Below are 15055 nucleotides of genomic sequence, written 5' to 3'. Positions count from 1 at the left end.
TCTCCTTGTTTCGGCCAGCGGCGACGGTCAATTCAAACACTGGCCGGAGGGTCGTCCGGCCACGGCCTCGTCGACGGCCCCCGGCAGCCAGTCCGCGGTGCGGGAGAAGACGAAACCCAGCTCCTTCGCGCGGGCGTTGCTCATCGCGTAGTGGCGGTCGAACGAGAACGGCGACGCCTCCTCGCCCGCCGCGACGGTCCGGTGGACGGGCGTCCGGCCGAGCCGGGCGCCGACGGCGGCGGTGAGCCCGCGGACGTCCAGCACCCCGTCCGAACAGGCGTTGACCGGGCCGGTGAACCCCGCCCCGGTCGCCGCCCACCGCAGCAGCTCCGCCAGCTCCCGGTAGTGGACGAAGACGGTCGGCCGGGCCGCCGCGTGCACCGCGACGGCCCGGCCCTCGGCGACCCGCTCGACATAGTGCGCCAGCCGCCCGGTGAACTCCCGCGCCCCGCCGCCCAGCACGTGCGCGCTGCGCACCGAGGCGAAGGCGAAGCCACCCGCACGGGTGAAAACGGCCTCCGCCTGCCGCTTCCCCTCCGCGTAGTGCGCCCCCGCGAAGGCCTCGTCCTGCCAGGGCAGCCCCAGCTCCACCGGCCAGCGTGCCGGATCCACGACCCCCTCCGGCACCGGCGTCCCGGCCGGCACCGCAGGCAGCGCGGCGCTCGCCGGGTCGTACACCTCGATCGTGGACGTCATGACGTAACGCCCCGTGCGCCCGGCGAAGACCCGGGCGGCGACAGCGGCCTGCACCGGCGTGTAGCAGACCTGGTCCACCACGACGTCGAACACCCGCCCCCCGAGCACGGCCCCCAGCGCCGCCTCGTCGTTCCGATCGACCACCAGGTGCTCCACCCCGCCGGGCGGCGCAGCCGAGCCCCGGTTGACCACCGTCACCCGGTGCCCGTCGGCCAGCAGCCGTTCCACCAGGAGCTTCCCGAAGTACCGGCTGCCGCCGATGGCGCAGATCCTCATGCCGCCCATCCTGGAAGCCCCACGCCATCAGCAGAACCCCCGACCTGCGGCACCGGTCGTAAGAAGAACTGCTGACTGCGGGCGCTCAGGCGGGCAGTTGCCAGCTCGGTCCGTCCGGACGGCCGAGCCACACCCACTGGTCCTCACCGGCCACGGTCAAGCCGAACTCCTGCTGTCCCGGTCGGCCGGCCTCCTCCCAGCGCCCGAAGGCATGCTCCACCGCGTCCCACAGCGGCAGGGGCCCGCGCTGGTGCACCGTCCAGCCCGGCCCACTTCGTTCGGTCCAGGCCTGGGACCCGGTGGCGGTGTCCAGCAGGATCGCCTGGGCCCCCGCGCCGAGCAGTTCCGCCGACGGCGCGGCGAGCTGGGCGAGGAACCGCCCGGTCCAGGACCACAGCAGCGCCGGGTCCAGGCCGGTGGGCCGCGTGACGCCCGTGTGCAGGGTGAACGTCGGGCGCGGCGGCGGCTGGTGGGGCCGGGCGAGCATGAAGGACGTCTCCTCCCCGGTGAAGTGTCCGCTCGCGCTGCCGTCGTCCGCCACGGTGAGGTGCACCAGCCCGGAGGCCTGCATCCACCCGCCCAGGCAGGTGGTGACGGTGCCGCCGGGGCGGAGCTGCCACAGCCACGGGTACGGGACGCTGCGCACCGAGCAGGTCGCCACGATCCGGTCGTACTCGACGTCGGGCTGTCGCTCGTCGAGGCCGTCGCCGACGATCAGCGTCGGTGTGTGGCGCAGGCCGTACAGCGCCTTCCGCGCGCGGGCACCGACGGCAGGGTCGACCTCGACGGAGGTGACCAGCTCGTCGCCGAGGCGGTGGCACATGATCGCGGTGGAGTAGCCGGTGCCGGTGCCGATCTCGCGCACTCGATCACCCTCGCGGATCCGGGCGACCTCCATCATTCGAACGACCAGCGAGGGCAGGGTCGAGGAGGAGGTCGGCAGCCCGTACACCGGACCGGTCGCATCGGCGGCGCCGACGCCTCCGACCTGGGTCACCCAGGTCTCGTTGCGGTACGCCATCGTCAACCACTCGTCCTCGGAGACCTCGTGGCGGCGCAGCGGCTCGTAGACCGTGACGCCCCGCGCGTCCCGGCCCGGACGGAAGACGGCATCGCCGAGGAAGACCTCCCGGGGGACGCTCTCGACGGCCTTGCGCCAGACCGGATCGGTGAGGCCGTGCCCAGTGATGCGGTCGGCGAGCTGCCGCCTGAGTTGCGCGGTGTCGGTCATGCGGTTCCTCGCTGGAGCAGGTCGGCCAGGGCGGCGGTCATCGGCAGGCCGGTCGGGGGTTCCAACCAGGCCCATTGGCCGGACGGGTTGCACTCGAGCCACACCCAACTCTCCGGCTTGCGTTCCGGTCCGGTGAGCGCGAAGTCGAAGGCGCCGAAGAGCAGTCCGAAGCGCCCGAGGTAGGCATGCAGGGCCTGCTCCACCGGCTCCGGGACCGGGATCGGTGTGTAGACATGGGTGGAGTAGTCGACGCGCCAGTCCAGCAGGTCGCAGTCGATCCTGACGGCGAACACGCGCTCGCCGATGACGGTGACCCGCACGTCGGCGACCTTCTCGACGCGCTGTTGGAACAGGTGCATGGTGCCGGCCACCGAGTCCTCGATCTCCTCGGGGGCGACCTCGGTGACGGGTACTGTCTGGGCGATGCCGTCGACCAGGTAGGTCGGCATGCTGATCGGCTTGTGGATCACCGGCCCGTGGGCCTTGGCGAACGCGCGGGCCGCGGCGGGCTCGTTGGTGAGCAGAGTCGGCGGGACCTGGAAGCCGCAGGCCGAGGCGGCGGCCAGACCGGACGGCTTGTACTCGGCGTCGCCGATGCGGTGCGGGTGGTTGACGTACCGGCAGCCCGGAAGCGAGACGAGCACACCCCCGAGGCCGTACCGTGCCTGCGCGGCGGCGACCCGGGCGTCCTGGGGATCGAGGTGAGCGAAGGAGAACGCGGAGGGCCGCCGGTAGTACAGCGACCGGATTGCGCCCAGCTCCGCGAGGCGGGTGGGAGTTCGCAGATCCCCCTGCCACTCCCGGGCGCCACCACCGATGCGGGCGGAGCACGACAGGGTGGCGGGGAAGTCACCGGCGTCGAAGCGCACGACCGGGACGCCGCGGGCGTGCAGTGCGGTGATCACCAGGTCCGCGGTCGGATCCTGCAAGTTGGTCACGACCGCGACCGGCCCGTCGGGAGGAGTGGTCACTGGTCGGCGTCGTTTCCTGTGTCGCTGTCCGGGCTGTCCCCGCCCTGAGTGTCTCCCTGACCGGTGGTACCGGTGGGCGGGTTCGTACCGGACGACGTGCCGTGGCCCGGCAACAGCATCGGGAGTCCGGTCGGGTCGAAGCAGCGGGCGGTCTGGGTCGACGCGTCCAGCTCGATCCGGCCGATGACGGGGTTGCCGTCGAACGGCGGGTAGGGCGCGATCCGCCCGACGACGAACGGAACCGCGGTGAGGCGACCCTGTGGGGAGCGGGCTCCCGGTCGGGAACCGGCCCATGTACGCGAACATCGCTGTCTCCTGGGCTTCGGTGCTGCTGATGGCCGTTCAGGCGAGGCCGGAATCGGCAGCTTCGGCGGGTTGCTCAGCCGTTGACAGCAACGACGCTAGGGAACAACTGCTGCTCCGTTCAACGAAGTTGCACCTGCTTGCACGGATTCACCCGAGCGAGTTCAGGGCGTTCTCGATCAGCGCTCGCGCGCCGTCGCCGTACACGGCCGTCTCCGCGAGGCCGGCGAACGCGCGGGCGTAGTCGTCGATCTCGCGGGGCTGCCTGACGTTGATCTCGGCCGTCAGCGTCTCGACGATCAGGTGCCGGTCGTCGTACAGGTAGAAGGCCTCCAGGGGCCACACCGTTCGCGGTGCGCCGAACGGGATGATGCCCAGCGCCACCGAGGCGAGCGGGATGACGTTCAGCAGGTGGCGGAGCTGTCCGGCCATCACCTGGGCATCACCGACACGGTGCCTCAACACGGTCTCCTCCATGACGACCGCGAACCTGTGCCCGCCCTCGTACAGGAAGCGGCTCCGTGCGACGCGGGCGGCGACCGCCTCGGCGACGTCGTCGGGTGTCCGTTGGAAGCGCGTGATCATCTGCAGCAGCTCGGTGATGTAGCCGGGCGTCTGGAAGAAGCCGGGTACGACGTTGGACACGTACGCGCGGCACAGCGCGGCGTTCTCGTGCAGCGCGTAGAAGTCCTCCTGCACCTTGCGCATGCCGTCCCGCTGGAGCCTGCGCCACTCCATGTACATCGACTCGACGGCCCTGCTGGTGGCGATGAGGTCGGCTGCCTGGTCGGTGGCACTGCACGCGGTGCACCAGGCGCGAATGTCGGAGTCCGACGGGGGAGTCCTGGCGTTGATGATCCGGGACGTCTTGGCGGCATGCCAGCCGCAGCGGACCGCCAGCTCCTGCCCGCTGAGCCCCGCGTCCAGCATGATCTCCCGCAGGCGGGCGGCGACGGCTTCACGCGCGGCGCGCGCTGGAGGAGGGCGATGTGGGCATGGCCGGCGGTCCGATGGCAGTCGGGGTCAGAGAGTGAACTCGTCGTGCGGGACGCCGCGTTCCCATACCGTCTGGAAAGCGTAGGAACACAACCGCACCACTGCCTCGTCCTCGGTGAAGACGTGGCCTGCCCAGTCGCCGTCGCCGGTGAACCAGTGGAACAGAACGAGCCGGTTGTCGATCAACCAGAAGTCGTTGCCGGGCAGGGCGATTTCGGATGCCCGGCTGCGCGGCAACCACCGGACGAGTTCTCCGGCAGCGAGGTTCACCACTGTGCCGGCGTGTTCGAACCGGATGTAGTCGGTGACCGGCTCGGACACGATCCGGGCCCGCCGCATGACGACGCCCCGACCGACGGTCTCCCGAACCAGCGGCACCCAGCCGCCCCACTCGGTCGTGTCAGGGTTCGCGTCGGGATGGATGCCGGTGCGCTTGAACTCCTCGAAGTCGGCGGTTTCGTCCCCGACGCCGTAGACGTCGCGCATCTCCAGGTGAACCGCCGAATGCCGGGCGCCGCGCAGGAGTTCAGAGAAGTCCGGCACGTTCTGCGTCATCGCACGCCTTCCTCAGGAGCGGCACCATACGGGCCGGGATGCGGTTCACCACCTCGTGATCGGGAATCCCTGCGTCATGACCGGGAGCCCAACTGGTCTTACTGATGGAGGCGTTGAGTCCGTCGTCGGCCCTCCAGCCTTGGATCACGATCTCGCGGTTCTCCTCGTCCAGCCAAATGGTCGGTGATCCGCCGCCCTGCGTCTCGGGGTCGATTCCGACGAAGCGAAGCTCCATGGTGCCCTCCTGTGCCGAGGCGGCCACACGTACTCGCACGACCACCCTCGCTCAGCTGACGTGTCGTCAAGAATGCTACGGGGGGCGGACCGCCGATGCGGTGGCATTCGAGTGGACAGGCAGCCCGATGCCCTGTGGCGCCGCCGCGCCGGCTCGGCCGGCGGATGGCGCGAGCGGAGGCCCGGAGTCGCACGGCCGGCCGCACGACTCCGGGGGCGAGGGCGTCAGGAGGATTCGACGGGGAGGCCGGCCTCGGTCCAGTCCTGGATGCCCTCGCGGTACTTGCGGACGTCGGTGTAGCCGAGGGCGGTGAGGCGGTCGGCGACCTGGCCGCTGTTGGCGCAGGCGGGGTTGGAGCAGTAGGTGACGATGGCGGCGGTGCGGTCGGGGAGCAGGGTGGCGGCGAGGGTGTCGACCTCGGACGGGTGCAGGGCGAGCGCGCCGGGCAGGTGCTGCTGGGCGTAGTACTCGCCGGCCAGGGTGTCGACGACGGTGACGGCGCCGGCGTCGATCGCGGCCGAGAGCTCGGCGCGGGTGATGAGAGCGGTCATGGCACCTCTCCAATCCGGAAGGAAATCGGACTACAGTCCTCTTATGGATAGAAACGTTAGCGGACCGCAGTCCGGTTCGGCAAGGGTCCCGCAGGAGTTGGAACTGCTCCGGAGCGCGCCGCCCAAGGAGCGCGCCGACGCCGCCCGCAACCGGGCCGCCGTGCTCGCCGCCGCCGCCCGGCTGTTCGCCGAGCACGGGGTGGAGGCGGTCTCGATGGACCAGGTGGCGACGGCGGCCGGGGTCGGCAAGGGGACGCTGTTCCGGCGCTTCGGCGACAAGTCGGGGCTGGCGGTGGCGCTGCTGGACGCGCGCGAGCGGGAGTTGCAGGAGGCGGTGCTGTCCGGGCCGCCGCCGCTCGGCCCGGGCGCGGCGGCGCAGGAACGGGCGGTCGCGTTCGTCGGGGCCTACCTGGACTACCTGCTGCCGCACCTGGCGCTGGTGCGGATGTCGGAGACCGCCGCGCCGGGCGCCCGCTACCGGATCGGCGCGTACCGGTTCTGGCACCGCCACCTGACGGTGCTGCTGGCCGGCACCCCGGACCCGGAGCACGCCGCGCACGCCCTGCTGGCGCCGCTCGCCGCCGAGCACGTCACGGCGCTCCTGCCGGAGCTCGGCGAGCGCCGGCTGCGCGAGGGGGCGGGTCGGCTGGTCCGCGCCGCGTTCGCCGCGACGCCCTGACCGCCGCTCATGCCCGGATCGCCTTCGGCTGCACGCCCATCCAGGCCGGTGCCCAGTCGTACCGCTCCCGGGGCACCGGATCGTGAACACCGCATCCACCGCCGGCGGTGTCTCAGGCGGAGAAGGAGCCCCCGTCCAGGACGTGCAGCGCGGTCCGTGCCGCCTGCCCGTCGTCGGTTCGCGCCAGATCCTCCAACGCCTGGCGATCGGCCCACTCGAACACCGCTCGCAGGTCGCGGGTGAGATCGAATCCGATCCCCCGAGCAACCCAGTCCGCGATCACGAGGGCATCCGCAACGACCGCCGGATCAGCGGCGATCTCCGGCCCCAGCAGCGAGAGGCCTCCGTCGTTGGTCCCGCCGGCCAGCGCCAGCGCCACCCCGGCCCAACGAGCCACCCGGTCGGCAGGGTCGCGGTCCGACTGTGCGCGGGCGTAGCTGTCCAGCTTGTGGATCGTCGCGCGGTCGTTCGCCCAGCCACGCCAGAACTCGTCGTCCCGCGGAAGTGCTTCCAGAGCAGACAGGCCGTCGCTCAGAGCCCGCACCATGCGTTCGGCGAACTCGGCATGGCCGGTGTCGGATCCGGACTGTCGCAGACTGTCGATCACGGCCTGAGTCATCTGATCATCATGAAGGTCGTGCGCGTCCGGCACCACCAAAAGAGGAGGGGCCCCCGCGCTCCGCGCCTGTCCGGGACAACGGGCCGTCAGGACCCGGATCGCCACCTGTCGGCCCGGGCAAACCGGGGCCGCCGCCGGGGGTGGTGCGGGCGGCGGCGGCGCTCGGCGGGCGGAAGAAATCGAGGTCGGGCGGCCGGTCAGCCGGAGAGGCAGCAGTACAGGTGCTGCTCGGCCTTCTGGGCGCGGCGGGCCAGCACGCCCAGGCGGTGGATCAGTTGGACGAGTTCGGCGGCCGGAAGCGGGCGGAGCTCCTCGGCGCGGGCCCAGCGGGCGGCGAGTTCGGGCAGCCGCTTGCGTTCGATGGTGGCGAGGATGTCGCGGGTCTCGTCGGGGAGTTCGACCACCCAGGGGCCGGTCATCCACGGGTCCTCGCGGTCGACCTCGGTGGTCTCGGCGCCCTCGCCGTCCGTCACCCAAGGCTGCGGTCCGGTCGGCCACACGCCGCGGTCGGGCGCGCCGCCGGCCTCGTACTCCTTCATCTCGATGGCCGCCACCAGGCGGCGCAGCACGGTGGTCGGGTCGATCCGCCTGGCCCGCACGGATTCGAACGCCTCGGCGGGCTTGCCCGCCTTGTCGGCCAGCACCGTCCGCACGGCCGTGTCGTCGGAGGCCCGGAAGTAGTCGGTCTGCAGGTCAAGGTCCAGAATCATGTCGCACGCTCCCCTCGCTCGGCAAGGTGCCCAGTGGACCACGGGAAGCGGATGCTTGGGTACCGGGCCGCCGGTTCGCCACCGTCTCGTGACCTGCCCGCCACCCGCCGGAAAGCCTGCGGAGCGGACCGCGCGACACCCTCCGCACCAGGGGTCGCGCGGCCCGTCCCGGTCAGTAGTTGCCGGGGATGTTCGCGGCCCGGCAGGCCTGCGCGTACTGCGGGGTGCAGATCTCCTCGGCCTTGTACAGGCCGGCCGCGACGATGGTCTCGGCGACCTTGGCCTTGGTGACGACCACGGGGCTGAGCAGCATGGACGGGATCTGGTTGCCGCCCGACTCGGTGGTGGCGGCCGCGACCGAGGTGATGTCGATGCCCTTGACCAGGTAGACCGCCATGTTGGCGGCGGCCTCGGCCTCCGGCTGGTACGGCTTGTAGATGGTGTAGGCCTGCTCGCCGGCCAGGATGCGGCGGACGGCCTCCAGCGAGGCGTCCTGCCCGCCGATCGGGACGTCGGTGCGGCCGGCCTTGCGGAGCTCGTCGATGATCGCGCCGGCCATGCCGTCGTTGGCGGAGTAGACGGCCTGGAAGCCGTTCTTGCCGAGCTTGTTCATCGCCTCGTTGATCTTGGCGGCGGCCACCTCGGGCTTCCACTCGCCGGACTGCTCGTAGGCGATCCGCTTGACCTTGCCGTCCAGCGCGCGGTGCGCGCCGGCCTTGAAGTCGGCCGCGTTGGGGTCGGTCTCCGCACCGTTGATCATCACGATCTCGGCGGAGGACGCCTTGCCGCCCAGCGCGTCCAGCAGGGCCCGGCCCTGGAGTTCGCCGGTGCGCTGGTTGTCGAAGGATATGTACGCGGCGACGTTGCCGGCGGCCAGCCGGTCGTACGCGATGACCTTGGTGCCCTTCTTGGCGGCCTCGTCCACCCACGGCGCGGTGACGGCGGCGTTCACCGGGTCGAGCAGGATGACCTTGACGCCGCGCGCGAGCAGCGCGTCGAACTGCTGCTTCTGGGCCTGCTCGTCGCCGTCGGCGTTGGCGTAGTCGACGGTGCACTTGGTGCACAGGCCGCTGACGGCGGTCTCGATCAGCGGCTTGTCGAAGGCCTCGTACCGGGTGGAGGAGGCCCGCTCGGGCAGCAGCAGCCCGATCGCCTGGTTGCCCGAGGAGGGGTTCTTGCCGCTCCCGCAGGCGGCGAGCGACAGCGCCATCGACACGGTGGCCGTGCCGATGACGAGTCGACGCGTCGTCGAATTCATGGTGGGTGGTGCCTCCCTGACAGCGCCGCGTCCCTGCGGCGAGGTGAAGGGGAGTCAAGCCCACCCATCATTTGCCGTCAAGAAGTAAATCATCGGTCAGGGGGGCAGGGCCAAGTCGTTACCTTCTTGAAGGCAAAGGGAAAGCTGCGCCCCGGTGGTGTTCAGCGTTCGTTGCGGGCCACCAGGAACACGCCGCCGACCACTATCGCGCCGCCGAGCAGGATCGGCCAGGTCAGGGCCTCGGACAGGAACAGCCAACCTAGGAACACGGCCACCACCGGGTTGACGTACGCGTAGGTGGCGACCAGCGGCAGCGGCGCGCGCTGCAACAGCCAGGCATAAGACGTGAACGCGACGATCGAGCCGAACAGCACCAGGTACCCCAGGCCCAGCCAGGACGCCGTGGACACCGCCGCCGGATCGAACCCGCCCGGCTCGCCCCGCAGGAACGACAGCGCGAGCGCGCCCGCCGCGCCCGCCAGCATCTCGTACACGCTCGCCACGAACGGGTCGGCCGGCATCGGCAGCCGGCCCGCCAGCACCGAGCCGAGCGCCCACACCAGCGCGGCGGCCACCACCAGCAGCAGCCCCGACAGCCCCACCGTGCCGGTCAGGCCCGGCACGGTCAGCACCGCCAGACCCGCCAGACCGACCAGCACGCCCGCCAGCGTCGCCGGGCCGGTCCGGGTGCCGAACGCCCGGCGCAGCACCACCACCCACAGCGGCACGCTCGCCACCATCAGCGCCGCAAGCCCCGACGGGACGGTGCGCTCCGCCAGCACCACCAGGCCGTTGCCGCCGACCAGCAGCAGCACGCCCACCAGTGCGGCGGAGCCGAGCTGAGGCCACGTCACCCGCAGCGTCCGGGGCCCGCGGCGGGCCGCCAGCCCCGCCGCCAGCAGCACCCCGGCCGCGGCGAACCGCAGCGCACCGGACAGCAGCGGCGGCATGGTCTCCACCACCACCCGGATCGCCAGATAGGTCGATCCCCACACCACGTACACGATGCCGAGCGCCGCCCAGACCGCCGCGCCCAGCCCGGCGGGGCCGCCGGAGCCGGCGGGTTCGGCGTTCGGGCCGGGCGTGGAGCCGCGGCCGGGCCCGGCGTTCGGGCCGGGGGAGCCGGCGGCGGGTGAACAGTCGGGGTCGGCGGCGGGCTGCGGAGAGGTCGCGGACATGTGCGTCTCCTTCTCTTGCTCCTGACGGGGGTCCGGCGGAATGACACCACACTCCGGCCGCGCCCGGCAGGGGGTTTCAGCAGCCGATACCGGCAGAGGCCGCAGCGCGCACGCCGGGCAGGGCCGACCGGATGAACCGGCGCACCACCGCACCCCCAACGGCCCACCCGGATCCGCCGCAGGTGGTAGGCATGGGGGCGGCCGAACGCAGCCGACCCGAGGAGCGGCCGGATGGCATGGTTCGCCGCCCCCGAGTACCGACTCGCCCGCGAGCTCTTCCTGCGCCTGCTCGCCCTCGTCTACCTGTGCGGATTCCTCGCCGCCGCACGGCAGTTCCGCGCCCTGCTCGGCAGCCGCGGCCTGCTCCCGATCCCGCGCTTCCTCGCCCGCGTACCGCCCCGGCACGCCCCCAGCCTGTTCCACTGGCACTACAGCGACCGCTTCTACGCCAACGTCGCCCGCACCGGCGCGCTGCTCGCCGCCGCACTGCTCGCGGGCCTGGCCGACCTGGTGCCGCTGGGCGTCGCGATGGCGATGTGGGCGCTCACCTGGGCGCTCTACCTGTCGATCGTCAACGTCGGCCAGACCTGGTACGCCTTCGGGTGGGAATCACTGCTGCTGGAAGCCGGCGCGCTCGCCGTCCTGCTCGGCAACGCCGACACCGCCCCGCCCGTCCTCGGCATGTGGCTGCTGCGCTGGCTGCTGTTCCGCGTCGAGTTCGGCGCCGGACTGATCAAATGGCGCGGCGACGCGTGCTGGCGCAAGCTCACCTGCCTCTACCACCACCACGAGACGCAGCCCATGCCCGGCCCGCTCAGCTGGTTCTTCCACCACCTGCCCCGGCCGCTGCACAGGGCCGAGGCGGCGGCCAACCACTTCGTCCAACTCGTCGTCCCCTTCGGCCTGTTCCTCCCGCAGCCGATCGCCTCCGACGCCGCCCTGCTGATGATCGCCACCCAGCTGTGGCTGATCGCCTCCGGCAACTTCGCCTGGCTGAACTGGCTCACCATCGCCCTCGCCCTCGGCGCCCTCGACACCGGCACCCTGCGCCGGGCCCTGCCGATCGCCCCCGACCCGCACTACCCGGCCCAACCCGCGTGGTACCAGGCGCTGGTGGCCGCCTACGCCCTGCTCGTGCTGATCCGCTCCTGGCGGCCCGCCCGCAACCTGCTCTCCCCGCAGCAGCAGATGAACCGCTCCTACGACCCGCTGCACCTCGTCAACACCTACGGCGCGTTCGGCTCCGTCAACCGGGTGCGCCACGAGATCGTCCTCGAAGGCACCCGCGACGCCGACGGGGCGGGCGGCTGGCAGGAGTACGGATTCCACGGCAAGCCGGGCGAACCGCGGCGGCTGCCACGGCAGTTCGCCCCCTACCACCTGCGCCTCGACTGGCTGATGTGGTTCGCCGCGATCTCCCCCTCCTACGCCCGCGCCTGGTTCCTTCCGCTGCTCGCCCGCCTCCTCGTCAACGACCCCGACACCCTCCGACTGCTGCGCCACAACCCGTTCCCGGACACCCCGCCCGCCCTCGTCCGCGCCCGCCTCTACCGCTACCGCTTCACCACCGGACCCGAACTGCGCGACACCGGCGCCTGGTGGCACCGCACCCCCCTGCGTGACTACCAGCACCCCGTCGGCCTCGCCGAACTGCACCACCTCACCCCCGGGGCCCACCGGTGATCCGACCCAACTCCCGCCCGCCACCCCGGGAAAGGCGTACTGTCGGTGCCGCTCCCTACCGTACGGACCACGCGACCGGGCCCGCGCCCGACGCCACCGGTCCAGCGCGGCCCGGCAATTCGCGGGGTCAGGTGCGTGCAAGCGTCGAACGCGCACCCGTATTCTGGCCTCCCGCGACGCCACCGCCGCCGCAACCACCCCGCCCGCACCCCCTGCCCGCCGAACGACACGCCACGAACCGGACTTCACATGACAGTGCGCACCCTGAACGACGCCGACGACGCCGCGTCCGAGACCGCGTCCGCGACGGACGGCGAGACCCGCCAGAGCACCCGTGAGGAGCTCGGCCGGTTCGCCGACCAGGGCGGCTTCACGCTCAACCACGAGACCAACCCCTGGCTGGAAGCCGCCGAGACGCTCACCGGCCCCGAGGACGCCCGCGCCGCGTCCACCGTCCTCGCCGAACTCCGCAGCCGCGACACCCGCGCCGTCGGCAAGGCCGCCAACGCCATCGCCGACAAGGCCGGCCTGCGCATCCCCGACACCCTCGGCGGCCTCACCACCCTGCTCGACCTGCTCCAGCGCGTCCACGCCACCAGCACCACGCTGCGCGCCGAGGCCTACCAGCACGACCTCCAGGAGCTCGCCGCCGCGACCGGCACCGGCGCCTACCGCAAGGAGCAGGGCGTCAAGCTCGGCTGGAACCGCCGCCGCGTGCTGCGCGGACAGGCCCGCGCCCTCGCCACCACCGGCAGCCGCACCCCCAACCGCGCCGAACTCCACACCGCGCTGATCGCCGCCGCCGCCGCCCACCGCGACTGGCTGGCCCTCGCCGCCGACGTCGCCGGCTCCTCGCGGCCGTCCGTGCCCGTGGACGGTGCCCTGCTCACCGAGACCGCGAACGTCGTCGAATCCCTGGCCGACGCCGTCCGCTCGCTGGCCCGCCTCCTCCCCGAGCGCGCCCTCGACTCCCTCCCGCTCGGCGAACTCGCCGACCTCGTCGACCGCCTGGCCGCCGACGAGGGCACGCTGTACCGGCTCTCCGCGCTGCGCCAGCTCCGCCAGGAACTCGCGGAGCAGGGGCTGACGGAGCTGCTGGAGGAGCTGACGGAGCGCCAAGCCGACAAGGACGCTGCGCTGGCCGCCTACGACCGCCACCAGGCCGCCCGCGCGGCGCTGGCGGCGGGGCCGCGACAGGCCACGGACGAGACTGCGGCGGTCGAGGACGTGGCTGCTGAGGTTGAGGCCGAGATCGAGGCCAAGGACGAGGCTGAGGTCGAGGTCGAGGCTCCGGTGGAGGTTGTTGCGGAGGAGTCGGCTGCTGAGGTGACGGCTGAGGTCGACGCCGAGCTGCCGGCCGAGCCCGCTGCTGAGGTGGCGGTCGAGGCCGAGCCGGAGCCGGTGGTGGAGACCGTCGCTGAGGTCGAGGTTGAGGCCGAGGCTGTCGCGGAGCCGGTTGCCGAGGAGGTGGCTGAGGCCGAACCGACCGTTGAGCCCGAGGCTGAGCCGGTTGCCGAGGTTGCTGCCGAGGAGCCTGTTGCCGAGGCGGCGGTCGAGGCCGAGCCGGAATCGGCTGTGGAGGCCGTCGAGGAGCCCGCGGCTGAGGTCGTTGCGGAGCCCGAGGTCGAGCTGGTCGCCGAGGAGCCCGCTGCTGAGGTGGTGGCCGAGGCTGAGGCTGCCGTCGAGCCCGAGGTCGAACTGGTTGCCGAGGTTGAGGCCGAGCCGATCGTGGAGCCCGAGGCGGCCGTCGAGGAGGCTGCGGCTGAGGTGGCGGTTGAGGCCGAGCCGGAGCCGGTTGCCGAGGCCGCCGTCGCTGAGGCCGAGGTTGCCGTGGAGCCCGAGGTCGAGCCGGTTGCCGAGGTTGAGGCCGAGCCGATCGTGGAGTCCGAGGCTGAGCCCGTCGTCGAGGTTGCCGCCGAGGCGGTCGTCGAGGTCGAAGCCGAGCCGGTGGCCGAAGCTGCTGTCGAGGTTGCGCCCGTCGTCGAGGTAGAGGCTGAGCCGGTCGCCGAGCCCGTTGCCGAGGTCGTCGTCGAGCCGACTGTCGAGCCCGTCGTCGAGGTCGAGCCGGTCGCCGAGGTTGCCGCTGAGCCCGTCGTCGAGGCAGAGGCCGAGCCCGTCGCCGAGGTCGTCGTCGAGGCTGCGCCCGTGGCAGAGGCTGCTGCTGAGCCGGTGGCCGAGGTCGTCGTCGAGGCTGAGCCTGTCGTCGAGGCAGAGGCAGAGGCCGAGCCGGTCGTCGAGGTTGCTGCTGAGCCGGCCGCCGAGCCTGTCGCCGAGGTTGCTGTCGAGGTCGCCCCCGAGGCCGAGGTCGTGCCCGTGGTCGAGGTGGCGGCGGGCGGGGGGCAGCCGGTGAAGCCGGAGGTGGTGGCCGGGAAGCCGATTACGGGCTACTCCGCCGAGGAACTGGTCGCGCTGGTGGCGTGGTTCGATGCGGACGGGACCGAGCGGACGGACGACGAGCTGCTGCGGGCCGCGATGAAGGAGCTCGGGTTCGCCCGGCTCGGGCCGCGCATCAAGGAGGCGCTGGGCGCCGCGGTGGCTGCCGTGCGTGGCTGACGCAGCGTCAAAAAACAGGCCCGTGCCCGTCGTTGTGCGATTTCGTGCAGCGGCGGGCGCGGTCGTTCCGGGCGGGGCGTCTCGGGTCATTCGCCGATGTCCTCCTGCCACAGGTCGGGGTGGGCGGCGATGAAGTCCGTCATCAGGCGCACGCACTGGGGGTCGCCCAGCAGGGTGATCCCGGTGCCGTGCTCGGCGAGCCAATCGTGGCCGCCGGTGAACGTGACGGACTCGCCGATCACCACGTGGCCGATGCCGAACTGCCGTACCAGGCCCGAGCAGTACCAGCACGGGGACAGGGTGGTGACCATCACCGTGTCCCGGTAGTCGCGCAGGCGGCCGGCGGCGCGGAAGGCGGCGGTCTCCGCGTGCATGGACGGATCGCCGTCCTGGACGCGACGGTTGTGGCCGCGCCCGAGCAACTCCCCGTTCGCGCCGAAGAGTGCGGCCCCGATCGGGATGCCGCCCTCGGCCAGGCCGAGTCGGGCCTCCGCCACCGCGACCGTGAGCCACTCCCGGGCCTGCTCCACCGTCACCTGGCCGTCCATCGGCCACCTCCTT

General features: G+C 72.2%; 15 protein-coding genes and 1 pseudogene. 3 read left to right on the top strand and 13 right to left on the bottom strand.

Annotated features, from left to right (window positions below; genetic code table 11):
• Positions 1-27: 27 nt before the first annotated feature.
• From ACWEMJ_RS00590 to ACWEMJ_RS00555, 8 genes and pseudogenes are all read right to left on the bottom strand, one after another.
• Entirely contained in the window at positions 28-972 is a 945-nt protein-coding gene (locus ACWEMJ_RS00590; RefSeq protein WP_452134709.1) for a reductase, read from the bottom strand.
• An 85-nt stretch (positions 973-1057) separates the two neighbouring features.
• On the bottom strand, positions 1058-2203 hold the full coding sequence (gene tgmC, locus ACWEMJ_RS00585; protein ID WP_452134708.1) for an ATP-grasp peptide maturase system methyltransferase: 1146 nt from the start codon (positions 2201-2203) through the stop codon (positions 1058-1060).
• Complete coding sequence (gene tgmB, locus ACWEMJ_RS00580; protein WP_452134707.1) at positions 2200-3141, bottom strand: ATP-grasp ribosomal peptide maturase; 942 nt, start codon at positions 3139-3141, stop codon at positions 2200-2202. The genes tgmC and tgmB overlap by 4 nt, the downstream gene beginning before the upstream one ends.
• A 29-nt stretch (positions 3142-3170) precedes the next feature.
• Positions 3171-3359, bottom strand: a complete 189-nt coding sequence (locus ACWEMJ_RS00575; RefSeq protein ID WP_452134844.1) for a putative ATP-grasp-modified RiPP — start codon at positions 3357-3359, stop codon at positions 3171-3173.
• Between the two features lie 268 nt (positions 3360-3627).
• Positions 3628-4474: pseudogene (locus tag ACWEMJ_RS00570) on the bottom strand (helix-turn-helix domain-containing protein).
• A gap of 26 nt (positions 4475-4500) precedes the next feature.
• Positions 4501-5028 (bottom strand): DUF6879 family protein, encoded by a 528-nt coding sequence (locus ACWEMJ_RS00565; RefSeq protein ID WP_452134706.1) that lies wholly within the window; start codon positions 5026-5028, stop codon positions 4501-4503.
• Complete coding sequence (locus ACWEMJ_RS00560; RefSeq protein WP_452134705.1) at positions 5000-5263, bottom strand: hypothetical protein; 264 nt, start codon at positions 5261-5263, stop codon at positions 5000-5002. The genes ACWEMJ_RS00565 and ACWEMJ_RS00560 overlap by 29 nt, the downstream gene beginning before the upstream one ends.
• Positions 5264-5487: 224 nt before the next feature.
• Positions 5488-5814, bottom strand: coding sequence for a rhodanese-like domain-containing protein (locus tag ACWEMJ_RS00555; protein ID WP_452134704.1), 327 nt, complete (start codon positions 5812-5814; stop codon positions 5488-5490).
• Positions 5815-5857: 43 nt separating this feature from the next.
• On the opposite strand from ACWEMJ_RS00555, the gene ACWEMJ_RS00550 reads away from it, so the two are divergent.
• Positions 5858-6493: a TetR/AcrR family transcriptional regulator gene (locus ACWEMJ_RS00550; RefSeq protein WP_452134703.1), complete on the top strand. Its 636-nt coding sequence runs from the start codon at positions 5858-5860 to the stop codon at positions 6491-6493.
• Between the two features lie 112 nt (positions 6494-6605).
• Here ACWEMJ_RS00550 and ACWEMJ_RS00545 read toward each other — a convergent pair whose 3' ends face one another.
• From ACWEMJ_RS00545 to ACWEMJ_RS00530, 4 genes are all read right to left on the bottom strand, one after another.
• Positions 6606-7112, bottom strand: a complete 507-nt coding sequence (locus tag ACWEMJ_RS00545) for a hypothetical protein (RefSeq protein ID WP_452134702.1) — start codon at positions 7110-7112, stop codon at positions 6606-6608.
• A 197-nt stretch (positions 7113-7309) separates the two neighbouring features.
• Positions 7310-7822, bottom strand: a complete 513-nt coding sequence (locus tag ACWEMJ_RS00540) for a hypothetical protein (RefSeq protein ID WP_452134701.1) — start codon at positions 7820-7822, stop codon at positions 7310-7312.
• A 172-nt stretch (positions 7823-7994) separates the two neighbouring features.
• Positions 7995-9080, bottom strand: coding sequence for a sugar ABC transporter substrate-binding protein (locus tag ACWEMJ_RS00535; RefSeq protein WP_452134700.1), 1086 nt, complete (start codon positions 9078-9080; stop codon positions 7995-7997).
• A 161-nt stretch (positions 9081-9241) separates the two neighbouring features.
• Positions 9242-10258 carry an EamA family transporter gene (locus ACWEMJ_RS00530; RefSeq protein ID WP_452134699.1) on the bottom strand — a complete coding sequence of 339 codons (1017 nt, stop codon included), beginning with the start codon at positions 10256-10258 and terminating at the stop codon, positions 9242-9244.
• A gap of 231 nt (positions 10259-10489) precedes the next feature.
• Here ACWEMJ_RS00530 and ACWEMJ_RS00525 point away from each other — a divergent pair, with 231 nt between their 5' ends.
• Entirely contained in the window at positions 10490-11941 is a 1452-nt protein-coding gene (locus tag ACWEMJ_RS00525; RefSeq protein WP_452134698.1) for a lipase maturation factor family protein, read from the top strand.
• Between the two features lie 249 nt (positions 11942-12190).
• Positions 12191-14494, top strand: coding sequence for a hypothetical protein (locus ACWEMJ_RS00520; RefSeq protein ID WP_452134697.1), 2304 nt, complete (start codon positions 12191-12193; stop codon positions 14492-14494).
• Positions 14495-14580: 86 nt separating this feature from the next.
• Here ACWEMJ_RS00520 and ACWEMJ_RS00515 read toward each other — a convergent pair whose 3' ends face one another.
• Positions 14581-15042, bottom strand: coding sequence for a nucleoside deaminase (locus ACWEMJ_RS00515; RefSeq protein WP_452134696.1), 462 nt, complete (start codon positions 15040-15042; stop codon positions 14581-14583).
• Positions 15043-15055: the final 13 nt, after the last annotated feature.

The organism is Kitasatospora sp. NPDC004531 (assembly GCF_053602195.1).
The sequence above is the reverse complement of the archived record's forward strand: the minus strand, read 5'-3'. Positions and strand labels throughout refer to the sequence as shown.

Coding starts and splice junctions, on each gene's coding strand:
- ACWEMJ_RS00555 (WP_452134704.1), bottom strand. CDS start 5,814: ATGACCGCTCTCATCACCCGCGCCGAGCTCTCGGCCGCGATCGACGCC.
- ACWEMJ_RS00545 (WP_452134702.1), bottom strand. CDS start 7,112: ATGACTCAGGCCGTGATCGACAGTCTGCGACAGTCCGGATCCGACACC.
- ACWEMJ_RS00565 (WP_452134706.1), bottom strand. CDS start 5,028: ATGACGCAGAACGTGCCGGACTTCTCTGAACTCCTGCGCGGCGCCCGG.
- tgmC (WP_452134708.1), bottom strand. CDS start 2,203: ATGACCGACACCGCGCAACTCAGGCGGCAGCTCGCCGACCGCATCACT.
- ACWEMJ_RS00530 (WP_452134699.1), bottom strand. CDS start 10,258: ATGTCCGCGACCTCTCCGCAGCCCGCCGCCGACCCCGACTGTTCACCC.
- ACWEMJ_RS00540 (WP_452134701.1), bottom strand. CDS start 7,822: ATGATTCTGGACCTTGACCTGCAGACCGACTACTTCCGGGCCTCCGAC.
- ACWEMJ_RS00515 (WP_452134696.1), bottom strand. CDS start 15,042: ATGGACGGCCAGGTGACGGTGGAGCAGGCCCGGGAGTGGCTCACGGTC.
- ACWEMJ_RS00560 (WP_452134705.1), bottom strand. CDS start 5,263: ATGGAGCTTCGCTTCGTCGGAATCGACCCCGAGACGCAGGGCGGCGGA.
- ACWEMJ_RS00520 (WP_452134697.1), top strand. CDS start 12,191: ATGACAGTGCGCACCCTGAACGACGCCGACGACGCCGCGTCCGAGACC.
- ACWEMJ_RS00550 (WP_452134703.1), top strand. CDS start 5,858: ATGGATAGAAACGTTAGCGGACCGCAGTCCGGTTCGGCAAGGGTCCCG.
- ACWEMJ_RS00525 (WP_452134698.1), top strand. CDS start 10,490: ATGGCATGGTTCGCCGCCCCCGAGTACCGACTCGCCCGCGAGCTCTTC.
- ACWEMJ_RS00535 (WP_452134700.1), bottom strand. CDS start 9,080: ATGAATTCGACGACGCGTCGACTCGTCATCGGCACGGCCACCGTGTCG.
- ACWEMJ_RS00590 (WP_452134709.1), bottom strand. CDS start 972: ATGAGGATCTGCGCCATCGGCGGCAGCCGGTACTTCGGGAAGCTCCTG.